Annotated in this window: 15 protein-coding genes; 1 reads left to right on the forward strand and 14 read right to left on the reverse strand. The window is 57.6% G+C overall.

Annotated elements, in window-relative coordinates; translation table 11 throughout:
* Positions 1-79 precede the first annotated feature (79 nt).
* The 6 genes from Q1A74_RS11555 to hrpA form a co-directional block, all read right to left on the reverse strand.
* Positions 80-1282: a SpoIIE family protein phosphatase gene (locus tag Q1A74_RS11555; protein WP_299595953.1), complete on the reverse strand. Its 1203-nt coding sequence runs from the start codon at positions 1280-1282 to the stop codon at positions 80-82.
* A complete protein-coding gene (locus tag Q1A74_RS11560; protein ID WP_299595955.1) occupies positions 1266-2219 on the reverse strand; it encodes an MlaA family lipoprotein in 954 nt (317 codons plus the stop codon). Before Q1A74_RS11560 ends, Q1A74_RS11555 begins: the two co-directional genes overlap by 17 nt.
* Before the next feature lie 186 nt (positions 2220-2405).
* Complete coding sequence (locus Q1A74_RS11565) at positions 2406-3227, reverse strand: DUF2063 domain-containing protein (RefSeq protein WP_299595957.1); 822 nt, start codon at positions 3225-3227, stop codon at positions 2406-2408.
* Positions 3217-4092 carry a DUF692 domain-containing protein gene (locus tag Q1A74_RS11570; protein ID WP_299595959.1) on the reverse strand — a complete coding sequence of 292 codons (876 nt, stop codon included), beginning with the start codon at positions 4090-4092 and terminating at the stop codon, positions 3217-3219. Before Q1A74_RS11570 ends, Q1A74_RS11565 begins: the two co-directional genes overlap by 11 nt.
* Before the next feature lie 113 nt (positions 4093-4205).
* Positions 4206-4541 (reverse strand): hypothetical protein, encoded by a 336-nt coding sequence (locus Q1A74_RS11575; RefSeq protein ID WP_299595961.1) that lies wholly within the window; start codon positions 4539-4541, stop codon positions 4206-4208.
* Positions 4542-4808: 267 nt separating this feature from the next.
* Positions 4809-8723, reverse strand: a complete 3915-nt coding sequence (gene hrpA / locus Q1A74_RS11580; RefSeq protein WP_299595963.1) for an ATP-dependent RNA helicase HrpA — start codon at positions 8721-8723, stop codon at positions 4809-4811.
* Between the two features lie 259 nt (positions 8724-8982).
* Here hrpA and Q1A74_RS11585 point away from each other — a divergent pair, with 259 nt between their 5' ends.
* The gene (locus Q1A74_RS11585) at positions 8983-10464 is read left to right on the forward strand and encodes a peptide MFS transporter (RefSeq protein WP_299595965.1); all 1482 of its coding nucleotides are present in this window, start codon (positions 8983-8985) and stop codon (positions 10462-10464) included.
* 49 nt (positions 10465-10513) lie between these two features.
* Here Q1A74_RS11585 and Q1A74_RS11590 read toward each other — a convergent pair whose 3' ends face one another.
* The 8 genes from Q1A74_RS11590 to recR all read right to left on the reverse strand — a co-directional run bounded on the left by Q1A74_RS11590 (position 10514) and on the right by recR (position 16749).
* On the reverse strand, positions 10514-11695 hold the full coding sequence (locus Q1A74_RS11590; protein WP_299595967.1) for a VWA domain-containing protein: 1182 nt from the start codon (positions 11693-11695) through the stop codon (positions 10514-10516).
* A 66-nt stretch (positions 11696-11761) separates the two neighbouring features.
* Positions 11762-12607: a MoxR family ATPase gene (locus Q1A74_RS11595; RefSeq protein ID WP_299595969.1), complete on the reverse strand. Its 846-nt coding sequence runs from the start codon at positions 12605-12607 to the stop codon at positions 11762-11764.
* Positions 12608-12789: 182 nt separating this feature from the next.
* Positions 12790-13470 (reverse strand): YEATS-associated helix-containing protein, encoded by a 681-nt coding sequence (locus Q1A74_RS11600; protein WP_078084697.1) that lies wholly within the window; start codon positions 13468-13470, stop codon positions 12790-12792.
* A gap of 294 nt (positions 13471-13764) precedes the next feature.
* On the reverse strand, positions 13765-14127 hold the full coding sequence (locus Q1A74_RS11605; protein ID WP_299595975.1) for a hypothetical protein: 363 nt from the start codon (positions 14125-14127) through the stop codon (positions 13765-13767).
* A 60-nt stretch (positions 14128-14187) separates the two neighbouring features.
* Positions 14188-14640: a YcgN family cysteine cluster protein gene (locus Q1A74_RS11610; protein WP_299595978.1), complete on the reverse strand. Its 453-nt coding sequence runs from the start codon at positions 14638-14640 to the stop codon at positions 14188-14190.
* A gap of 10 nt (positions 14641-14650) precedes the next feature.
* Complete coding sequence (locus Q1A74_RS11615; RefSeq protein ID WP_367275387.1) at positions 14651-14956, reverse strand: YcgL domain-containing protein; 306 nt, start codon at positions 14954-14956, stop codon at positions 14651-14653.
* Positions 14957-14968: 12 nt separating this feature from the next.
* Positions 14969-16123 carry a ribonuclease D gene (gene rnd / locus Q1A74_RS11620; protein WP_299595980.1) on the reverse strand — a complete coding sequence of 385 codons (1155 nt, stop codon included), beginning with the start codon at positions 16121-16123 and terminating at the stop codon, positions 14969-14971.
* Complete coding sequence (gene recR, locus Q1A74_RS11625) at positions 16123-16749, reverse strand: recombination mediator RecR (protein WP_299595983.1); 627 nt, start codon at positions 16747-16749, stop codon at positions 16123-16125. Before recR ends, rnd begins: the two co-directional genes overlap by 1 nt.
* Positions 16750-16824: the final 75 nt, after the last annotated feature.

Raw genomic sequence — 16824 nt, forward strand, 5'->3', positions numbered from 1 at the left:
TTCTCGATGAGCAGCCCGAAATGTAATGACGCTGGCCGAGAGTAAGAAAAATGCAGCAAAAAGCGGGCCGGAACAGCGCTTAACGCTCGTCCTGGCGCAGGGTGAGAATGGTAATGTCGTCGGGGAAGGATTCGGCAGTATCAACCTTTAGCGCAGAGCAGAGGCTGTCGAGATCACCGCGGCTGCGGTCGATGTATTGCAGCAGGATCTCTTCTTTTTCCAGAAGGTCTCCCGGCAGCAATTCCAGCACACCATCAGAGCAGGCCACAAGACGCCAGCTCGCTGGCAGGCTGCGGTGCCGCACCTCCCAGCCGCCGTGCTCGAACAGCCCCAGTGGGCGCCCTTTTCCGCTAAGCCACTCGGCACCGCCACTGGTGACCAGGGCTGGCATGGGTACCTGACCGGCCACCGCGTAATGCAACTGACGGGCGCGGCTGTCCACCACCCCCACAAACATGCTGGCATGCTTGTCGAGCCGCGTGGCGAGCAGCTCACTGTTGATCATTTCCAGAATGTCGGTGAGATCCCGATCGAGGTTGTTCAACTGGCTGAACAGCGGGCGCTCGCGCAACAGGTGCATGATGCTGTGCTTGATCAACGCGGTCACCAGTGCGGAAGAGACACCGTGCCCGGACACATCCACCAGGTAGAAGGCCACAAAGCGCTCGCCGAACAGCCCGTAGTCGATGAAGTCGCCACTCAGATACAGAGATGGCTGCAGACGGTAGGCGGCCTTGATACCAGCCGGGTATTCATAGGGAGTGCGCGGGAGCAGGTGCTGCTGCAATTGACGGCCAGCTTCGTGATCCCGCTGCAGTAGCTCGATATGCTCTTTCAACTCACGATTGCGCGATTCCAGTTGCTCGCGGTATTCGCAGTTCTCCGCCGCCAGATCCCGCGCCTCCATGATCCGCGTCACCGCGTGATCGATCACGCTCTCATCGGCAATGGGCTTTAGTAAGTAATCACTCGCCCCCAGGCGCAACGCCTGCACTACGTCGTCCACTTCGCTGTTGGACGCCAGCACCACCACCGGCGTCCCTGGCGAAAGGTGCTTCACCTTGCGCAGCACCTCCAGCCCGCCCATATCCGGCAGGTGCAGGTCGGTAATCACCAGCTGGTACTGGTCGGGGGTAAACTGGCCGATGGCCTGGACGCCATTTTCCAGCAGAGTCACGGTATAACCGAGACGCGTGAGGGCACCCTGTACCAGATCGCAGGACGGCGACGCCGAATCGATCAGAAGTAGGGTGTGACGTGCACGATCAGAAATCGTATTCATCCAGGTCGCCGCCAAAATCGTCTTCCTGCTCACCATCGTTGATCAGGAACTCACGCCGTTGCAGGTAGGCATCGCGCATCAGCACGTAGCGGTCACCCTGCAGCAAGGATTCCGCCTGCAGCAGGCTCGCTCGAAGTTGAATCAAATCAAGGGTTTTCAACGTATTCTCTACGGCGTTGTCGTCCAGGTACGTCAAAGGATTGGTGTACCACTCCACCACTTCCGCGGGAGCATCGCGCACCGTGGATGGGCCGAGGAAAGGCACTACCAGATAGGGTCCGGAAGACATGCCCCACACCGCCAGGGTTTGGCCAAAGTCTTCGCCGTCGCTTCGCTCAAGGCCCATGTGCTGAGCCACATCGAACAGGCCGACGAGCCCTACGGTGCTATTTACCAGGAAGCGGCCGGTGTCATTACCCGCCTGCCCCCACTTCCACTGCAGGACGTTATTCAGGACATTATTGACTTCGTGCAGATTGGAAAAAAAGTTGGAGATGCCCGTCTGCATGAAGTGCGGCGTTACCTGCCGGTAGCTCACCGCCGCCGGCTTCAGGAACCAGCGATCCGCCGTATCATTGAAACGGAACATGGCGCGATTGAAGCCCTCCCAGGGGTCGCGATCTTCCGGCTCTTCCACACTGGAAAATTCATCGGCCGGGTCGAAGCCATACTCGCTCTCGAGCTCCGAGCCAAAGTCGTCTTCGAACTCGGAACCCGCATCGTCTTCGCCGGCACCAAAATCATCTACCGCAACCTCACCTGCGCCACCTGAATCGGTTGCACTCGCGGGCTCAGAGGCAGCGGGCTGAGAAGACGTGGCTGCTGGCGCTTCGTCCGGCAGTTCCGCAAATGGATCTGACGCATCCTGCGCCATTGCCAGGGGAGCGGACAGTACGGCCGCCAAAGCCCAGGCTGTTAGGTGTGTGCGTTCAAGCAATTCCCTGCTCCTCGCAAAATGGCTTGTGAAATAAGCGTGCAGCACAGGTGCGCCATACAAGCATGTAAGGTAGTTTCGATGATTCAAACCAGAGTCTGTTTCCGTTTGCGCGATATTACCACTGGCCGCTTAGCCAGCATAGCAGCTGGCAGTTTGGCCAAGAACGCTGACAGGTTTTATAAGGGTTTAAATAGAAGACCTGAAGCCGGCGAGAATATCCAAGCTGTGAAGCTTTCGCAGAATATCGCCGCCAAACTCCACAACTTGTTCCGGCTGAGGATGCTGTATATCTGCAGCGAGCGTCTCCAGTAGTTCTCGCCCGGTAGCCGCCCCGTTTTCCCGTTGAGACTGAACCAGGGACAACAGGTGCGAAGTGACCGCATTGGCCTCCAGGAACGCGACTGTATCAGCGCGATTGCGGTATACAACCAGAAATGTGGGCGTTTGCGGTGGATCGACAGGCTGAAACGCCGGACCAATATGATGCACCGGAAACTGGTAGCTGAGATTCCACGCCAAAGGCGAGGCAACTGGCGAAAGCTCCAACACCTGCCTATCGGTGTAGGTCTCCGCCAGTCCAGTGGGAAATTCCTCTTCGCTCACATCCAGTGCCAGTTCCACCCACTCGTAGTGGGCAAGCTCCAGCATATATGGCGGATCCTGCTCGCTCTCCGTAAATTCCCCCCGCTCAGTCTGCAGGTACTGCAGGAACTCTTCGCTAATCTGCAGGAAGTACGGGCTGTGAGACTGATGGCGGTGCACAAAATCGCGCACCATGGCATGCCAGCGCTCGTTGTCAAAAATACTGCGCAGTACCGGGAAGCCACCGGCGATAAAGGATTCAATATTGTTGTAAATCAGGTCGCGATAGATGCCCATACGGCGCTCTTCGATGCCCGCTGGCGCCACTACCGCTTGTGGTGCTCTCAGGTGTGCCGCGAAATACCCCTGCATTAGCTGAAAACCGGCCTGATATTTTTCGTTTTTCTCGCGCTGATCAACGGCCATGCATCACCTCCGCCCGAAGGGGCTGCTCGCCCTGACCTCGACTCCCGGCGGACGTCTGATAAGCACGAATACGCTCGACCTCTTCGCACAATTCCAGCAGTGGCGGAATGTTGAAGTCTCTTTCCAGCAATGTGGGGATGGGCCCGAAAACCTCATACGCACGCTGTAGCAATTGCCACACCGGGTCAATTACCGGCGCGCCGTGGGTATCCACCTTGAGATCGTCTGCCTCATCGAAATGACCCGCCACGTGAGCGTAACGGATGCGCTTCCCGGGCAAACCCATCAGGAAGGATTCCGCATCATAACGGTGGTTGATGGCGTTAACGTAGATATTGTTGACATCCAGGAGCAGATCGCAATCCGCCTCCTCTAGCACAGCCTTAAGGAATTCCAGTTCCGACATTTCCTGCCCGGGTGCCGCGTAATAGGAGACATTCTCCATGGCGATACGCTGCTCCAGAATATCCTGCACTCGCCGGATTCGGCCGGCCACATAGTGCACCGCTTCTTCGGTAAAGGGGATGGGAAGCAGATCGTACAGGTGTCCCTGATCAGAACAGTAACTCAGGTGTTCACTGTAACAGCGAATATTGTGATCGCGGATAAACTGCTTGATGGCCCGCACCAAATCCTCATCCAGCGGGGCTGGTGCACCGATAGATAATGACAGACCGTGAATCACGAAGGGAAAACGCTCGGTAAATTCGCGAAACCAGCGGCCGTAGCGCCCGCCCACACCAATCCAGTTTTCCGGCGCGACTTCGAGGAAATCGACCTGATCGACGGTCAATGTTTCGCCCATCATGGACCGCCTCAAGCCGAGGCCAGCGCCGTGAACGGGATAGTGATTGGATGTGCGCATGGTGGGAGCCCGGCTTATGTTGTTTGCCCCCGTGAACAGGTGTTTTGTCCAGGGGGACAGCAACAACCCGGCACTGGGCCGGGCTGTTTGGAGGAATCTACGCTAGCGGTTGATTAACCGCCGCATTTGCCCTCGCCACATTTACCTTCTTTTTTCTTGCCTTCCTTTTTGCCTTCGCCACATTTACCTTCGCCGCACTTACCTTCTTTTTTCTTGCCTTCTCCGCACTTGCCTTCGCCGCATTTACCCTCTTTTTTCTTGCCCTCACCACATTTGCCTTCACCGCACTTACCTTCTTTCTTCTTGCCGTCATCCGCCATTTTCAGGTTGTAGCCGGCAGTCAGTTCGGTAGCGGTAAAAGGGTTGGCGGTTGCTGAAGTGCTCATGGCAGCAGACGCGATAAAAGCAGCACCGACAGCGGCTGCGATCGGCAGATTTTTCTTGTTCATATTCAAGCTCCTATTGGAAGTTTCAGATGCGGGTACTCACTCAAGGGTACCAAAAGTCACTAAAAGGATACTGAGAGGCCGTTCACTTCACGCCCCCTGGCGTCATTTACCACGCCGGGCGCGAAAACCGCCGTTCCCGGATTATAGTGCCCCGGAACCGAGTTGCCTTCAAAGTTCGACCAGCGGTTCAGAAATCGGGTTCAACTGTCGCAGCCCAAAGCGTGAACCAGGTCCGAAAGAGGCTGAGGTCGCTTGAGTCCGGTGAGATCAGTAGCCAAGATCTGCCCAGAACTTGCGCAAGCGCTTGATCGATACCGGCATCTGGGTTTTCAGTGTCTGCGCGAACAGGGAAACGCGGAATTCCTCCAGCATCCAGCGGTATTCCACCAGCCGGGGATCGCCCGCCATCAAAATGAGATCACTCTTACTCGCGAGCGCCTGATAGGGTTCTTCCGCTTCCTGGAACTCGGCAGTGAGGCGGCGATCTCGATTTGGATCGAGGGCGGCCTTCTCCAGCCGCACCTCGATGCCTTTCAGGTAGCGGCCGTACTGACGCAACATTTCAAGCGGAACCTGGAACAGCACACCACGGTAGAAGAGCCCGCTCAACTGGCGATTGATATCCCCTACCGCCATGGCCACGGCCAGATTTTTCTGCTGTTTGATCTGTTTGCGCAGCGGCACCAGTTGCGACAGCGCTTTTACCAGCAGATCAGCAATTTCCTGCGCTGTGGCGATCAGTCTGTCCCGCTGTTCCAGCGCGCTGAGAAAGTCTGCCTGGGTGCGGGGCCAGCTTTCATCGGTCCAGAAACATTCCCGCACTGCCGCCATCAGAATATCGTCCGCTACGTCTTCCCGTCGCCCCAGGTCTGCAGCACTCAGGCCGAGCTCTTTGCCTTTCAGCAATTCCTTGCGCAGGTATTTTACCGGTTCGGATAAATGCAGGATGGCGAGGCGGCAGATACCGGCGCGGGTAACGCGCTTTGCTTCTTCCGGGTTATCCAGTAGTTTGAGTGCAACACTATCCTTACTGGCGATCAGGGCCGGGTAAGCACGCACCTTGAGCCCACCTTGATCCAGCTGGTAAGTTTCCGGCAAACCACCGAAGTCCCACTCGGTAATACCTTCGCGCTCGAAGTCGTCACCGGCACTGGCCAGCTCCTGCTGTACCCGGTCGCGATAGCGGGCCTGAAGTGTTTCCAGGTCCCGCCCCTGATCCAGCAGCTGGCCTTTTTCGTCCAGCACCTGGATATTAAACCGGTAGAAATCTTCAACGCCCTGCTCTGCCTGCAGCCAGGCATCCTCCGGTAACTCCTGCGCGGTCTGACGCTTCAGTTCGTGGGCGAGCGCCTGCCACAGGGGAGTACTGCCTGGCTGCAGTCGCGGCAACGCCTTATCTACCGCCGCGGGCACTGGTACAAAGTACTTTCGGTACTGTTTGGGCAGGTTTTTGATCAGCGCAATACACTTGTCCCGCAGGATTCCCGGCACCACCCATTGCAGGCGCGCGGCGGGTACCTGGTGCAAAGCGCCTACGGGCACCTGAATGCTGACACCGTCCTCGATACTGCCGGGCTCGAAGTGGTAGCTGAGCGGGTATTCAATGCCGCCACTGGTCAGGGAATCCGGAAACTGCGCCTCGCCCACATGGTCCGCGTCCTGCTGCATCATCAGGTCACGGGGCAAAAACAGTAACTCAGGATCTTTCTGCTCCACCTGTTTGCGCCACTTTTCAAAGCCGGCCAGGTTGACTACGTCAGGCGGTACCCGCTCGTCGAAGAAGCGGTACACCACTTCGTCGTCCACCAGGATATCCCGGCGGCGGGACTTGGCTTCCAGGTCTTCGAGTTCTTCCAGCAACGCTTTGTAGTGTCGGATAAATTTACCCTTGCCACGATAGCGCTGCTCAACCAAAGCCTCGCGAATAAATACCTCGCGCGCGACAACCGGGTCCAGCTTGCCGAAGTGGATACGCTGCTTTTCCACCAGAACCAGGCCGTACAGGGTGACCTTCTCAAAGGCCATCACGGCACCGGAGCGCGGGTTGTAATGCGGCTCAAAATAATTGCGCTTGACCAGGTGATCGGCGCATTCCAGAACCCAGTCCGGCTCGATTTTCCCCACGGTATGCGCGAACAGACGGCTGGTTTCCAGCAGCTGTGCCGCTACCACCCAGCGCGGCGGCTTCTTGTACTGGCCGGAGCCGGGAAAGATATGGAAGCGGCGGTTGCGGCAGCCGAGGAACTCTTTGTTTTCATCCCGCGCGCCAATATTGTCCAGCAACCCGGGCAGAATCGCCTTGTGCACATTCGCGTAAAGCGCCGGCTCCCGGTTCAGCTTCAGGTCGCTCCCGGCTTCATTTAAGCCGCGGATTGCCAGACGCAGCTGGTGGTGAATATCTCGCCACTCGCGCAGCCGCTGCCAGGAAAGAAAGTTTTTCTGGCACCATTTGCGCAGCTGGTTCTGACTCAGCTCCTGGCGCTGAGCCTCAAACCCGTCCCACAAGTTGACCAGGCTCATAAAGTCGGACTGCTCGTGTTGCCACTGCCTGTGCTTTTCGTCTGAGGCCTGACGCTTTTCTGCAGGCCGCTCACGTGGGTCCTGAACAGCCAGCGCGCTGACGATGATCAACAGTTCGCGCAGGCTGCCGGCAGGCCCGGACTCCATCAACATACGTCCCAGACGCGGGTCCAGTGGCAAACGCGATAATGCGCGGCCCAGCTTGGTGACCTGGCCTTTTCCGTCAACCGCTTTCAGTTCCTGTAGCAGGTTATAGCCATCGTTGATCAGACGCTGATCCGGCGGATCCACAAACGGAAAATCGCGAATATCACCGATGCGCAGCTGCAACATCTGTAAAATTACCGCCGCCAGATTGGTGCGCAGGATTTCCGCATCGGTAAATTCCCCGCGCTGGATAAAATCGCTCTCTTCATACAAGCGAATACACACACCGGCGCTGACCCGGCCACAGCGACCAGCGCGCTGGTTGGCGCTGGCCTGGGAGATGGCCTCGACTGGCAAGCGCTGGATTTTGCTGCGGTAGCTGTAGCGGCTGATGCGCGCCGTACCCGGGTCAATCACATAGCGAATCCCGGGTACGGTAATAGAAGTTTCCGCCACGTTGGTTGCGAGCACGACCCTGCGCCCTTTATGGGCGGCAAATACCCGGCTCTGCTCGGCAAGGCTGAGGCGCGCATACAGTGGCAGCACGTCGAGATGGGGCAGATTGGCATCCCGCAGCGCCTTGGCGCACTCGCGGATTTCCCGCTCACCACTCATAAACACCAGAATGTCACCGCCGCGACGGGGTGAGGATTTTTCTTCGTACAGCAGCTCTTCTACCGCACCGACGATCTGCTCATTCAGGTCGGCATCACTGTCTGCCGGCGGGCGATAGTGGATATCCACCGGGTAGGTGCGGCCGGAGACTTCAATGATGGGGGCATCGTCAAAATGCTTTGAAAACTTCTCCAGGTCGATGGTAGCGGAGGTGATGATCAGCTTCAGATCCGGGCGCTTCGGCAGCAGGGTTTTCAGGTAGCCGAGCAGAAAATCGATATTGAGGCTGCGCTCGTGGGCCTCATCGATAATCAGCGTGTCGTAGTGGTTGAGCAGCGGGTCCCGCTGGATTTCCGCCAGCAGGATACCGTCCGTCATCAGCTTGATATGGGTGTGTTCGGTACTCTGGTCGGTAAAGCGCACCTGGTAGCCCACAGAATCGCCAAGAGACTGGCCCAGCTCTTCCGCAATCCGGTTGGCGACCGTACGCGCGGCGATCCGCCGCGGCTGGGTGTGGCCGATCTGGCCAAAGATCCCGCGTCCCAGCTCCAGGCAGACTTTCGGCAACTGGGTAGTCTTGCCCGAGCCGGTCTCCCCCGCCACCACTACCACCTGGTTGGCCGCTATCACCTCCGCAATTTCTTCCCGCCGCGCTACCACCGGCAGCCCTTCCGGCCATTCCACCTTCGGCAGCTTCTGCCGACGCGCTTCTGCCAGGGCCACGGAAGCCGCCACGCGGGTTTCCAGCTGGGCAACCATCTTGTCCGCAGGCTTACCCTCTTTCAGCCGACGCCTGGCGTTCTGGAGGGTGCGCTGCAACTCCAAGCGGTCGCGCCCCATACACTGGGGGAGCAACTGCTGATACGGCTGCAGATTGGGCGGGGTGGATTCTCGACTCATATGACTGCTTATTCAGAGCTCTTCAGGGGAAAGTAGCAAACCGGCGATTATACCTGCTGGGGACCACCGGGGTCTGCGCCTACACTTGCGGGCGCCGCACTCAGACAGCAAGCCTGATCTATACTCAGGTCATTGGCGCACATTACAACCCTCAAGTTGAGCCCCGTGCGCAACAAATTTTCAGCCTAAAGCCACGATTGAGCCGTGCTTGCCACCGCGAGCCCGCAACCCCCAAGCGCGAAGATGTTCAGGAGCGCCCATGCAAGATCTCAAGCCAAAACCCCCAGCCTCCGCCGGCGAGATGATGGGGCACCCCAAGGGGCTGTACCTGCTGTTCGGGACCGAGATGTGGGAGCGCCTGAGCTATTACGGCATGCGCGGTATCTTTGTGTTCTACCTCACCTCCACCGCGGCGGCCGCGGCGTTCGGTTGGGATGCGCTTTCCGATACCGAACTGCAATCCAAGGCGCTCAGCTATCTGGGCACCTACGCCATGCTGGTATACCTGACGCCGATCATTGGTGGCTGGATGGCCGACAACAAGTGGGGCCAACGGCGCTGCATCATGTTTGGCGGGGTGCTGATGATGCTGGGGCAATTTGCCCTGGGTTTCCCGCACAAATGGCTACCGGACGGTACCGAGATCTACGGGCTTTGGCTGGGCCTCACCCTGATGATCATCGGCAATGGTTTTTTCAAACCGAACATATCCACCATGGTGGGCGACCTCTACGAAGAAGGTGACAAGCGCCGGGATACAGCGTTTACCATTTTCTACATGGGGATCAACCTCGGGTCGATTCTCGGCTATTTGGTAATCGGCTGGATCGGTGAGAAGGTGGATTACCAGCTGGCATTTTTTGTGGCTGGCCTGGGAATGCTGCTTGGCCTGATCCTGCAAGCCACAAAGTCGGACAAGTTGCTCGGTGAGATCGGCAATCAGCCATCGGCCAAGCTTGGGCTGAAACCGAATCTGAGTAGCGACGAGAAAAAACGCCCGCTGACGGTAGAGGAGCGCGACCGGATCAAGGTGATCCTGATCCTCGGGCTGTTTACCGTGATTTTCTGGGCCGGTTTCGAACAGGCCGCGGGCTCCATGAACCTGTTCGCGAAGTACAACACTGACCTCCACATTTTCGGCTTCGAGATTCCGGCCAGCTGGCTGCAGATGGTGAACCCGCTGTTCATCATTATTCTTGCACCGATTGTAGCGAGTATCTGGGTGGGACTTGGTTCACGGGAACCGACGTCACCTGGAAAGTTCAGCCTGGGTCTTATTTTCCTCGGCCTGGGTTTCCTGTCCATGGTCGGCGCGGCGATGCAAATTGGCGATTCGGAGACGGCGAAGGCGAGCCCCTGGTGGCTGGTGGTGGCGTATATTTTCCACACCATTGGCGAGCTGTGCCTATCGCCCATCGGTTTATCGATGGTCACCAAGCTGGCGCCGCTGCGCTATCTGAGTGTGATGATGGGTTTGTGGTTTGCATTTATCGGTGTGGCCAATAAGGGTGCGGCGGAGATTGGCAAACTGGTGGGTGAATCGGGTCCCATAGCGACTTTTGGTGGGGTTGCCGCGGCAGCGATTATTGCCGGGCTGGTACTATTTTTTATTCGCGAGAAGCTGGTGGACTGGATGCACGGTGCAGAAGAAGACCACACCGTCATCAAAGACACCACCAAAGAAGAAATCAGTATCACCGCGGATCACGACGTGGCGCCCAAGCGGAAGTTTGGGGAGTAGCCTCTGCGCCCTCGCATCGCAGTCCTACACTTCGAATCAGGAAGGAAACTCAGCGACCCTTCACTAAATACGCAATCGCCTTATCCAACCCCTCAATCGTCATGGGATACATATGTCCGTCGACGAGCCTCTGGGTCATGGCAATGCTAGAAGTGTATTGCCAGTACTCCTCAGAAGTAGGGTTTAGCCACACAAGCTTTTCGTAGGTATTGGTAACTCGCTGCATCCAGGCCGCGCCGGGTTCTTCGTTCATATGTTCGACACTGCCGAAGCGGCTGGTAATTTCGTAGGGCGCCATAGAGGCATCGCCGATAAAAATCACTTTGTAGTCTTTGCCGTAGGTGCGCAGAACTTCCACCAGTGACGTCGCTTCGGAATATCGGCGTTGATTGTCTTTCCACACGTGTTCGTACACGAAGTTGTGAAAGTAAAAATATTCCAGGTGCTTGAATTCACTGCGGCACGCGGAGAAGAGTTCTTCGCACTGCTTGACGTACGGGTCCATGGAGCCACCGACGTCGAAAAAGATCAGTACCTTCACCGCATTGTGGCGCTCGGGCACCATTTTGATATCCAGCAGGCCGGCGTTGCGGGCGGTGGAGCGGATGGTGTTCTCGAGGTCGAGCTCCTCGGCTGCACCGGTGCGGGCGAACTTACGCAGTTTGCGCAGCGCGACCTGGATATTGCGGGTGCCGAGGCTGACGCTGTCATCCAGGTTGCGGAACTGGCGTTTCTCCCACACTTTTGACGCCGACCTGTTGCGGCTTTGTCCACCCACGCGAATACCACCGGGGTGATAGCCGCTGTTGCCAAACGGACTGGTGCCACCAGTACCGATCCACTTGTTGCCGCCACTGTGTTTTTTCTTCTGCTCTTCAAGGCGTTTCTTGAACTCCTCGAGCATTTTTTCCAGTCCACCCATGGACTCGATCTTCGCTTTCTCCTCCTCGCTCAGCTGCTTCATAAACTCCGCGCGCAGCCAGTCTTCCGGGATCATCTGTTCGAGAATATCGTCCAGGGTTTCCAGGTCTTTGAAGTAGGCGGCGAAGGCGCGGTCGAATTTGTCGAAGTGCTTTTCGTCCTTCACCATGCAGGTGCGGGCGAGAAAGTAAAACTCGTCCAGGTTGGCGTAGACCAGGCGCTGCTGCAGAGCTTCCAGCAACGAGAGGAGCTCGGTTATGGAAACCGGGAGGTCGTAGCGGCGGAGATTAAGGAAAAATCCGATAAGCATTGGGTTTTCCGGGAGGTTGTAAGTACCAGTTAGAACCTGCAGGGCAGGCTCCAACGCAGCGCTAATTCAGCGATTTTCACGGCGCGCCATAAATGCGAGACGTTCCAGCATGTGCACATCCTGTTCGTTCTTGAGCAACGCGCCATACAAGGGCGGAATTGCCGAGGTGGCATCGCGGTTTTTCAGAACGTCTTCAGAGATATCGTCCGCCATCAACAACTTCAGCCAGTCGATAAGCTCTGATGTGGAAGGCTTTTTCTTCAATCCAGGCACATCGCGGATCTGGAAGAAAATATCCATCGCCTCGGCAACCAAAGTGTTCTTGATATCCGGATAGTGCACATCCACGATTTTCTGCATGGTCGCGCGGTCCGGGAAACTGATGTAATGGAAGAAGCAGCGGCGCAAAAAGGCGTCCGGTAGTTCTTTCTCATTGTTGGATGTGATGATCACAATCGGGCGCTGTCTGGCGGTGATGGTCTCGCCGGTTTCGTATACATAAAACTGCATACGATCGATTTCCACCAGCAGGTCGTTGGGAAATTCGATATCGGCCTTATCGATCTCATCGATCAGCAGCACCACCCGCTCGTCGGCGTCGAAGGCCTCCCACAGCTTGCCCTTTTTAATGTAGTTGCCGATATCGTGCACCCGGTCCACCCCCAATTGGGAATCCCGCAGGCGCGATACGGCGTCGTACTCGTAGAGGCCCTGCTGCGCTTTGGTGGTGGATTTGATGTGCCACTGGATCAGTTTCAGGCCCAGGCTGCTGGCCACCTCTTCTGCCAGAAGTGTTTTGCCGGTACCCGGCTCGCCTTTGATCAGCAGCGGGCGCTGCAGGGTAACTGCGGCGTCTACCGCCATCTGCAGGTCGTCTGTGGCGACGTAACTGTCGGTTCCAGTGAATTTCATGGCCGCTCCGAATGTCTGTACACGATAAATACCCATGGTAAAGGAAGCACAAAGGGGCGCCCAAGGCGTAAACGGTCAGATTAAATGACGGCAGCGGCCGCATCCGGCAAGATTGCGACCCAAAAAGAATCGGCAGTCACAAACTGCCGGTAAGGAAGAAAACGGAGGCGACTCAGTGAGAATCAGGCGACCTGTGCGCGGCGGCGGCGCACTACCTGGCGGCCCTTGTCGGTGATATACCAGCGGATACCCAGATGGCTGTGGATCTTGCCCACCATCTCCAGCACCAGCAGGCTGTTGAGGGCGCGGGCCACAGAGTTGGTTTCCATATTGCCCTCCTGCACCATGCCGGCGAGGGAGCGGAACACACAATCGCCGTTGTTGAGCAGGCTCAAGACATGCAGGGCGTTGTCGTCCAGTTTGCGGATTTGATTGAAGTCCAGGGTAGGCCCCTGATCCGGGTCCCCTTCGATTTCATGCTCCAGCAGCGGCATCATCTCCAGCTGCATCGCACGGATTTCCTGCTCCAGGTTTTCCACCCGCGCCCGCGCGATACTGGCATCCCGCAACTGTCGGCGGGCCGCATTGAACACGAACATACGCGAAGCGATGGCGGCGAGCAGGCAGTAGCCGGTGAAGATCAGCAGACGAGACGGATCCCCCTGAATTTCAATCAGCAGGTCGCTCTGGGTGAACTTGAGAAAGATCGGCACCATCAAAGCGCCGCACAGCCCCATGATCAAACAGCGGGCGAGACCCGCGGGATCTTCCTCGGTAAACAGCATCTGATAGTAATTTACCAGGCCGCCGAGGATACCGGAGACCAGCATGACCGCGGTCAGTATTAGCAGGTGATCGAGCATCCCTGTCCCTTTTATTCCATGCACGGCAGGCGCTGCGCCGTTTGGTACCGTAATTTAGTACAACATTTTGTGCGTTTTTCTTCGGCTTCCAGGCCGTGTCCGGGTGCGTCCTGGCGTAAGAGCCATTCGGCGCCGCAGTGACGAAAACTCCACCAGCGGAAGAGATTGCTGCGGGCTCTATTAGATATAGCAGTTAGCGCGATGATCGGAGGCGGCAGACAACCGCCGGGGAAAGGAAGTGGCGCCAGTTGCTCTCTATACAAAGCACTGGCGCAGATTCGAAGATATGGACTATCAGTACTGGTCACTCTCGGTCATGGGGCGATCTTTGCGACGGCGCATCATCAGGATGACGATGCCCACAATCAACATCACCGCAAAGGCGCCCGCAGCCGCAAATACCAGGCTTGCGGCCACCTCCGGTGTCGCGCCCTCTTCTTCAAACACAGTCTGGTAAACGAACAGTGGCAGCACTGGGGTCAGAGGGCCATCGGCGACACCCCGCGCCGGCACCAGCAAGACGGTGGCCGCCTCCAGCAAGAGGAGATTGCGCACCCAGGACCAGCTCCAGTTACGCATAAACCACCAGCCCGCAGCCAGTAATACGACCACACCTCCGACGTAAATCGCCCAGGCAATTTTGAATTCTTCTGCCATATTTTAGTTCGCTTTTGTATTGCTCTCGTTGAACGGCAGCAGGCCGTCAATACACTGAAGTCAATCGTCACCCACCCAGGTGACGATGTAATCCTCGTAATCTTCCGGGTCCACTTCCGTTTCGCGGACCACTTTATTCTGCACGGAGATACCCGCGCGATGCACCGATTCCGGGTCGCCAGTCACCAGCGGATGCCACTCCGGTAATTGCCCGCCGTGGGCCAGAATCCGGTAAGCACAGGTGGCGGGCAGCCAGTCAAAACCCGCGGCATCTTCCGGCGTCAGCTGGATACAATCTGGTACCTGCTGTTTGCGATTCGGGTAGTCGCTGCAGCGGCAGCTGTGGGTATCCAGCAATTTACAGGAAACACAGGTGGTAAAAACCTCGCCCGATTCTTCCTCTTCCAGGCGGTGCAGGCAACAGCGCCCGCAGCCGTCGCAGAGCGATTCCCACTCGGCTGCAGTCATTTCCGCCAGGGTTTTGCGTTGCCAGAAAGGCCGTTGGCTGACCACGATTATCCGCTCAGCCCCGGGGTAGCTTGCTGTTCTGCGCGGCAATTGCCCGCATCTCATCGTCCACCACCGGCGGCATCTGCAGATAGTAGCCTTGATCCTGCACGGTGTGCATGACCTTTTCCACATCGGCGCGCGCGAGTTTGCGTTCGGCCGTCAATAACATGGTGGTCACATGCACCGGCTTGCCGAACAATTCCAGCAGTTTTTCTGGCACACGCCCTGACAAGCCACCAGCCCCCTGCTGTTTTTCTACATACAGGTACATTTCGTTTTCCCGCGGGCTGCGGTAAATATCACACAAGAGCTTCATCATTTACGTCTCGATTCACTTGTTGAGCACAGCCAGCTCTTCAATCAAAGGGTCGCCAACAATGGCGCGGCGCCAACCGGTCAGGCGGCCTTCCAGCTCGGGTTTGTCCGCCTGCAGCAGCTGCTCCAGTTCTTTTTTTCGCACCAGAATTTCCGGTGGCATGCCCGCCGCTTCCGCCAGTGCATTGACCTTCTGGCGCAGCAGCTTCAACACTTCACCCTGCTCACGATTCAGCGGCTGCGGCAGACGTTGTGGCGGATCACTACGCTCGCTGGCGCGGGTGATGATTTCCAAAAGGGTTTCACCGTATTTGCGCAGAGTTTTCCCCTCAAGCCCCGGCTGTGAAAGGGTCGCCATATATTTGGGCATAGCCTGGGCGAGGCTCATACAGACATTTTCTTTCAGCAGGTGGTTGCGCGGCATATTCCGTGCGCGCGCCTCGTATTCGCGCCAGGCACACAGGTCCTGCAGTACCGCAAGCTGGTTGGGCCGCAGGCGCCAGGCACCTTTCACCTTTCGGTAATACAGTTCCGGCGCATCCGGTGTGTTGGCCACATCGACAATCGCACTGCAGTCTTCCTGCAACCACTCCAGGCGGCCCTGTTCCCGCAGCTTTTTAAGCAGCATGGCGTACACCAGCGGCAACCAGGCTACGTCCAGTGCGGCGTAATTTTTTTGCGAGTCACTCAGCGGGCGCTGCAGCCAGTCCGAGCGAGTCTCACTCTTAGGGAGGTCAATCTGCAGCAGCTGGCTGACCGTAGCCGCATAGCCGAGACCGGCGCCGATGCCGGTAATCGCGACGGCAATCTGGGTATCGAAGATCGGCGCTGGTACGGCGCCCAGCAGGCGGTCCAGTGTCTCCAGATCTTCACTGCAACTGTGCATGATTTTCACCACGCTGGTATCCAGCAGCAGCGCGCGCAGCGGTTCGAGGTCTTCAATCGCCAGGTTGTCCACCAGATAGCAGCGCTTGCCGTCGCCCAGCTGCACCAGCGCCGGGAGCGGATAAAACGTCCGACTGCGCATGAATTCGGTATCCAGGGCAACAGCGGCCTGAGTGCGCAGACGCTCACATAGTTCTTTCAGCTGTTCGCTGCTGTCGATCCAGACCGGCGTGGTATCTACCAGCTGCTTTTCGACAATTGGGGAGTTTATTTTCTGATCTGCCATTACAGTACCGTGCGGCTGTTGAAGGCGTGCGCCAGGGTGCCGCCGTCGATATATTCCAGCTCTCCACCGATGGGCACACCGTGGGCGATGCGGCTGACCGACACCCCTTTGGCACGGGCGCGTTCGGCAATAAACTGTGCGGTTGCCTCACCTTCCACGGTGGGATTGGTGGCGACAATCAATTCGGTGATGCCGCTATGTTCAGCACCGCTTTCACTTTCATCGCCACTGCCTGCCAGGCGTTCACCGAGCAGATCCAGGCCGATATCCGCGGGGCCAACGCCGTCGATTGGTGACAGGTGGCCATGCAACACAAAGTAGAGCCCGTGATAATTACCCGCCTGCTCGATGGCAAGTACATCCGCCGGGGTTTCCACCACACACAGCAGCGTGTGATCGCGGCGAGTGTTTTTGCACAGGGAGCAGACCGCCTCTTCCGTCAGGGTGCGGCAGCGGCTGCAGCGGCCGACCTTTTCCACTGCCTGCTGCAGGGAGCTGGCAAGCAGGCCCGCGGCGTCGCGGTCTTTTTCCAGCAGGTACATGGCCATACGCTGGGCGGACTTGGGGCCGACACCGGGAAGGCAGCGCAGGGCGCGGATCAGGTCTTCAATCAGGGGGCTGAACATAGTGTGTGTTCGACAGCTCTAACAAATTAAAAAAAGAAAAAGGGCCCTCAACGGGCCCGAAAATTCAGGGGCTGA

The sequence above is a fragment of the uncultured Microbulbifer sp. genome, assembly GCF_947504145.1.
GTDB lineage: Bacteria > Pseudomonadota > Gammaproteobacteria > Pseudomonadales > Cellvibrionaceae > Microbulbifer.

Coding starts and splice junctions, on each gene's coding strand:
- Q1A74_RS11555 (WP_299595953.1), bottom strand. CDS start 1,282: ATGAATACGATTTCTGATCGTGCACGTCACACCCTACTTCTGATCGAT.
- Q1A74_RS11565 (WP_299595957.1), bottom strand. CDS start 3,227: ATGGCCGTTGATCAGCGCGAGAAAAACGAAAAATATCAGGCCGGTTTT.
- Q1A74_RS11570 (WP_299595959.1), bottom strand. CDS start 4,092: ATGCGCACATCCAATCACTATCCCGTTCACGGCGCTGGCCTCGGCTTG.
- Q1A74_RS11575 (WP_299595961.1), bottom strand. CDS start 4,541: ATGAACAAGAAAAATCTGCCGATCGCAGCCGCTGTCGGTGCTGCTTTT.
- hrpA (WP_299595963.1), bottom strand. CDS start 8,723: ATGAGTCGAGAATCCACCCCGCCCAATCTGCAGCCGTATCAGCAGTTG.
- Q1A74_RS11585 (WP_299595965.1), top strand. CDS start 8,983: ATGCAAGATCTCAAGCCAAAACCCCCAGCCTCCGCCGGCGAGATGATG.
- Q1A74_RS11590 (WP_299595967.1), bottom strand. CDS start 11,695: ATGCTTATCGGATTTTTCCTTAATCTCCGCCGCTACGACCTCCCGGTT.
- Q1A74_RS11595 (WP_299595969.1), bottom strand. CDS start 12,607: ATGAAATTCACTGGAACCGACAGTTACGTCGCCACAGACGACCTGCAG.
- Q1A74_RS11600 (WP_078084697.1), bottom strand. CDS start 13,470: ATGCTCGATCACCTGCTAATACTGACCGCGGTCATGCTGGTCTCCGGT.
- Q1A74_RS11605 (WP_299595975.1), bottom strand. CDS start 14,127: ATGGCAGAAGAATTCAAAATTGCCTGGGCGATTTACGTCGGAGGTGTG.
- Q1A74_RS11615 (WP_367275387.1), bottom strand. CDS start 14,956: ATGATGAAGCTCTTGTGTGATATTTACCGCAGCCCGCGGGAAAACGAA.
- rnd (WP_299595980.1), bottom strand. CDS start 16,123: ATGGCAGATCAGAAAATAAACTCCCCAATTGTCGAAAAGCAGCTGGTA.
- recR (WP_299595983.1), bottom strand. CDS start 16,749: ATGTTCAGCCCCCTGATTGAAGACCTGATCCGCGCCCTGCGCTGCCTT.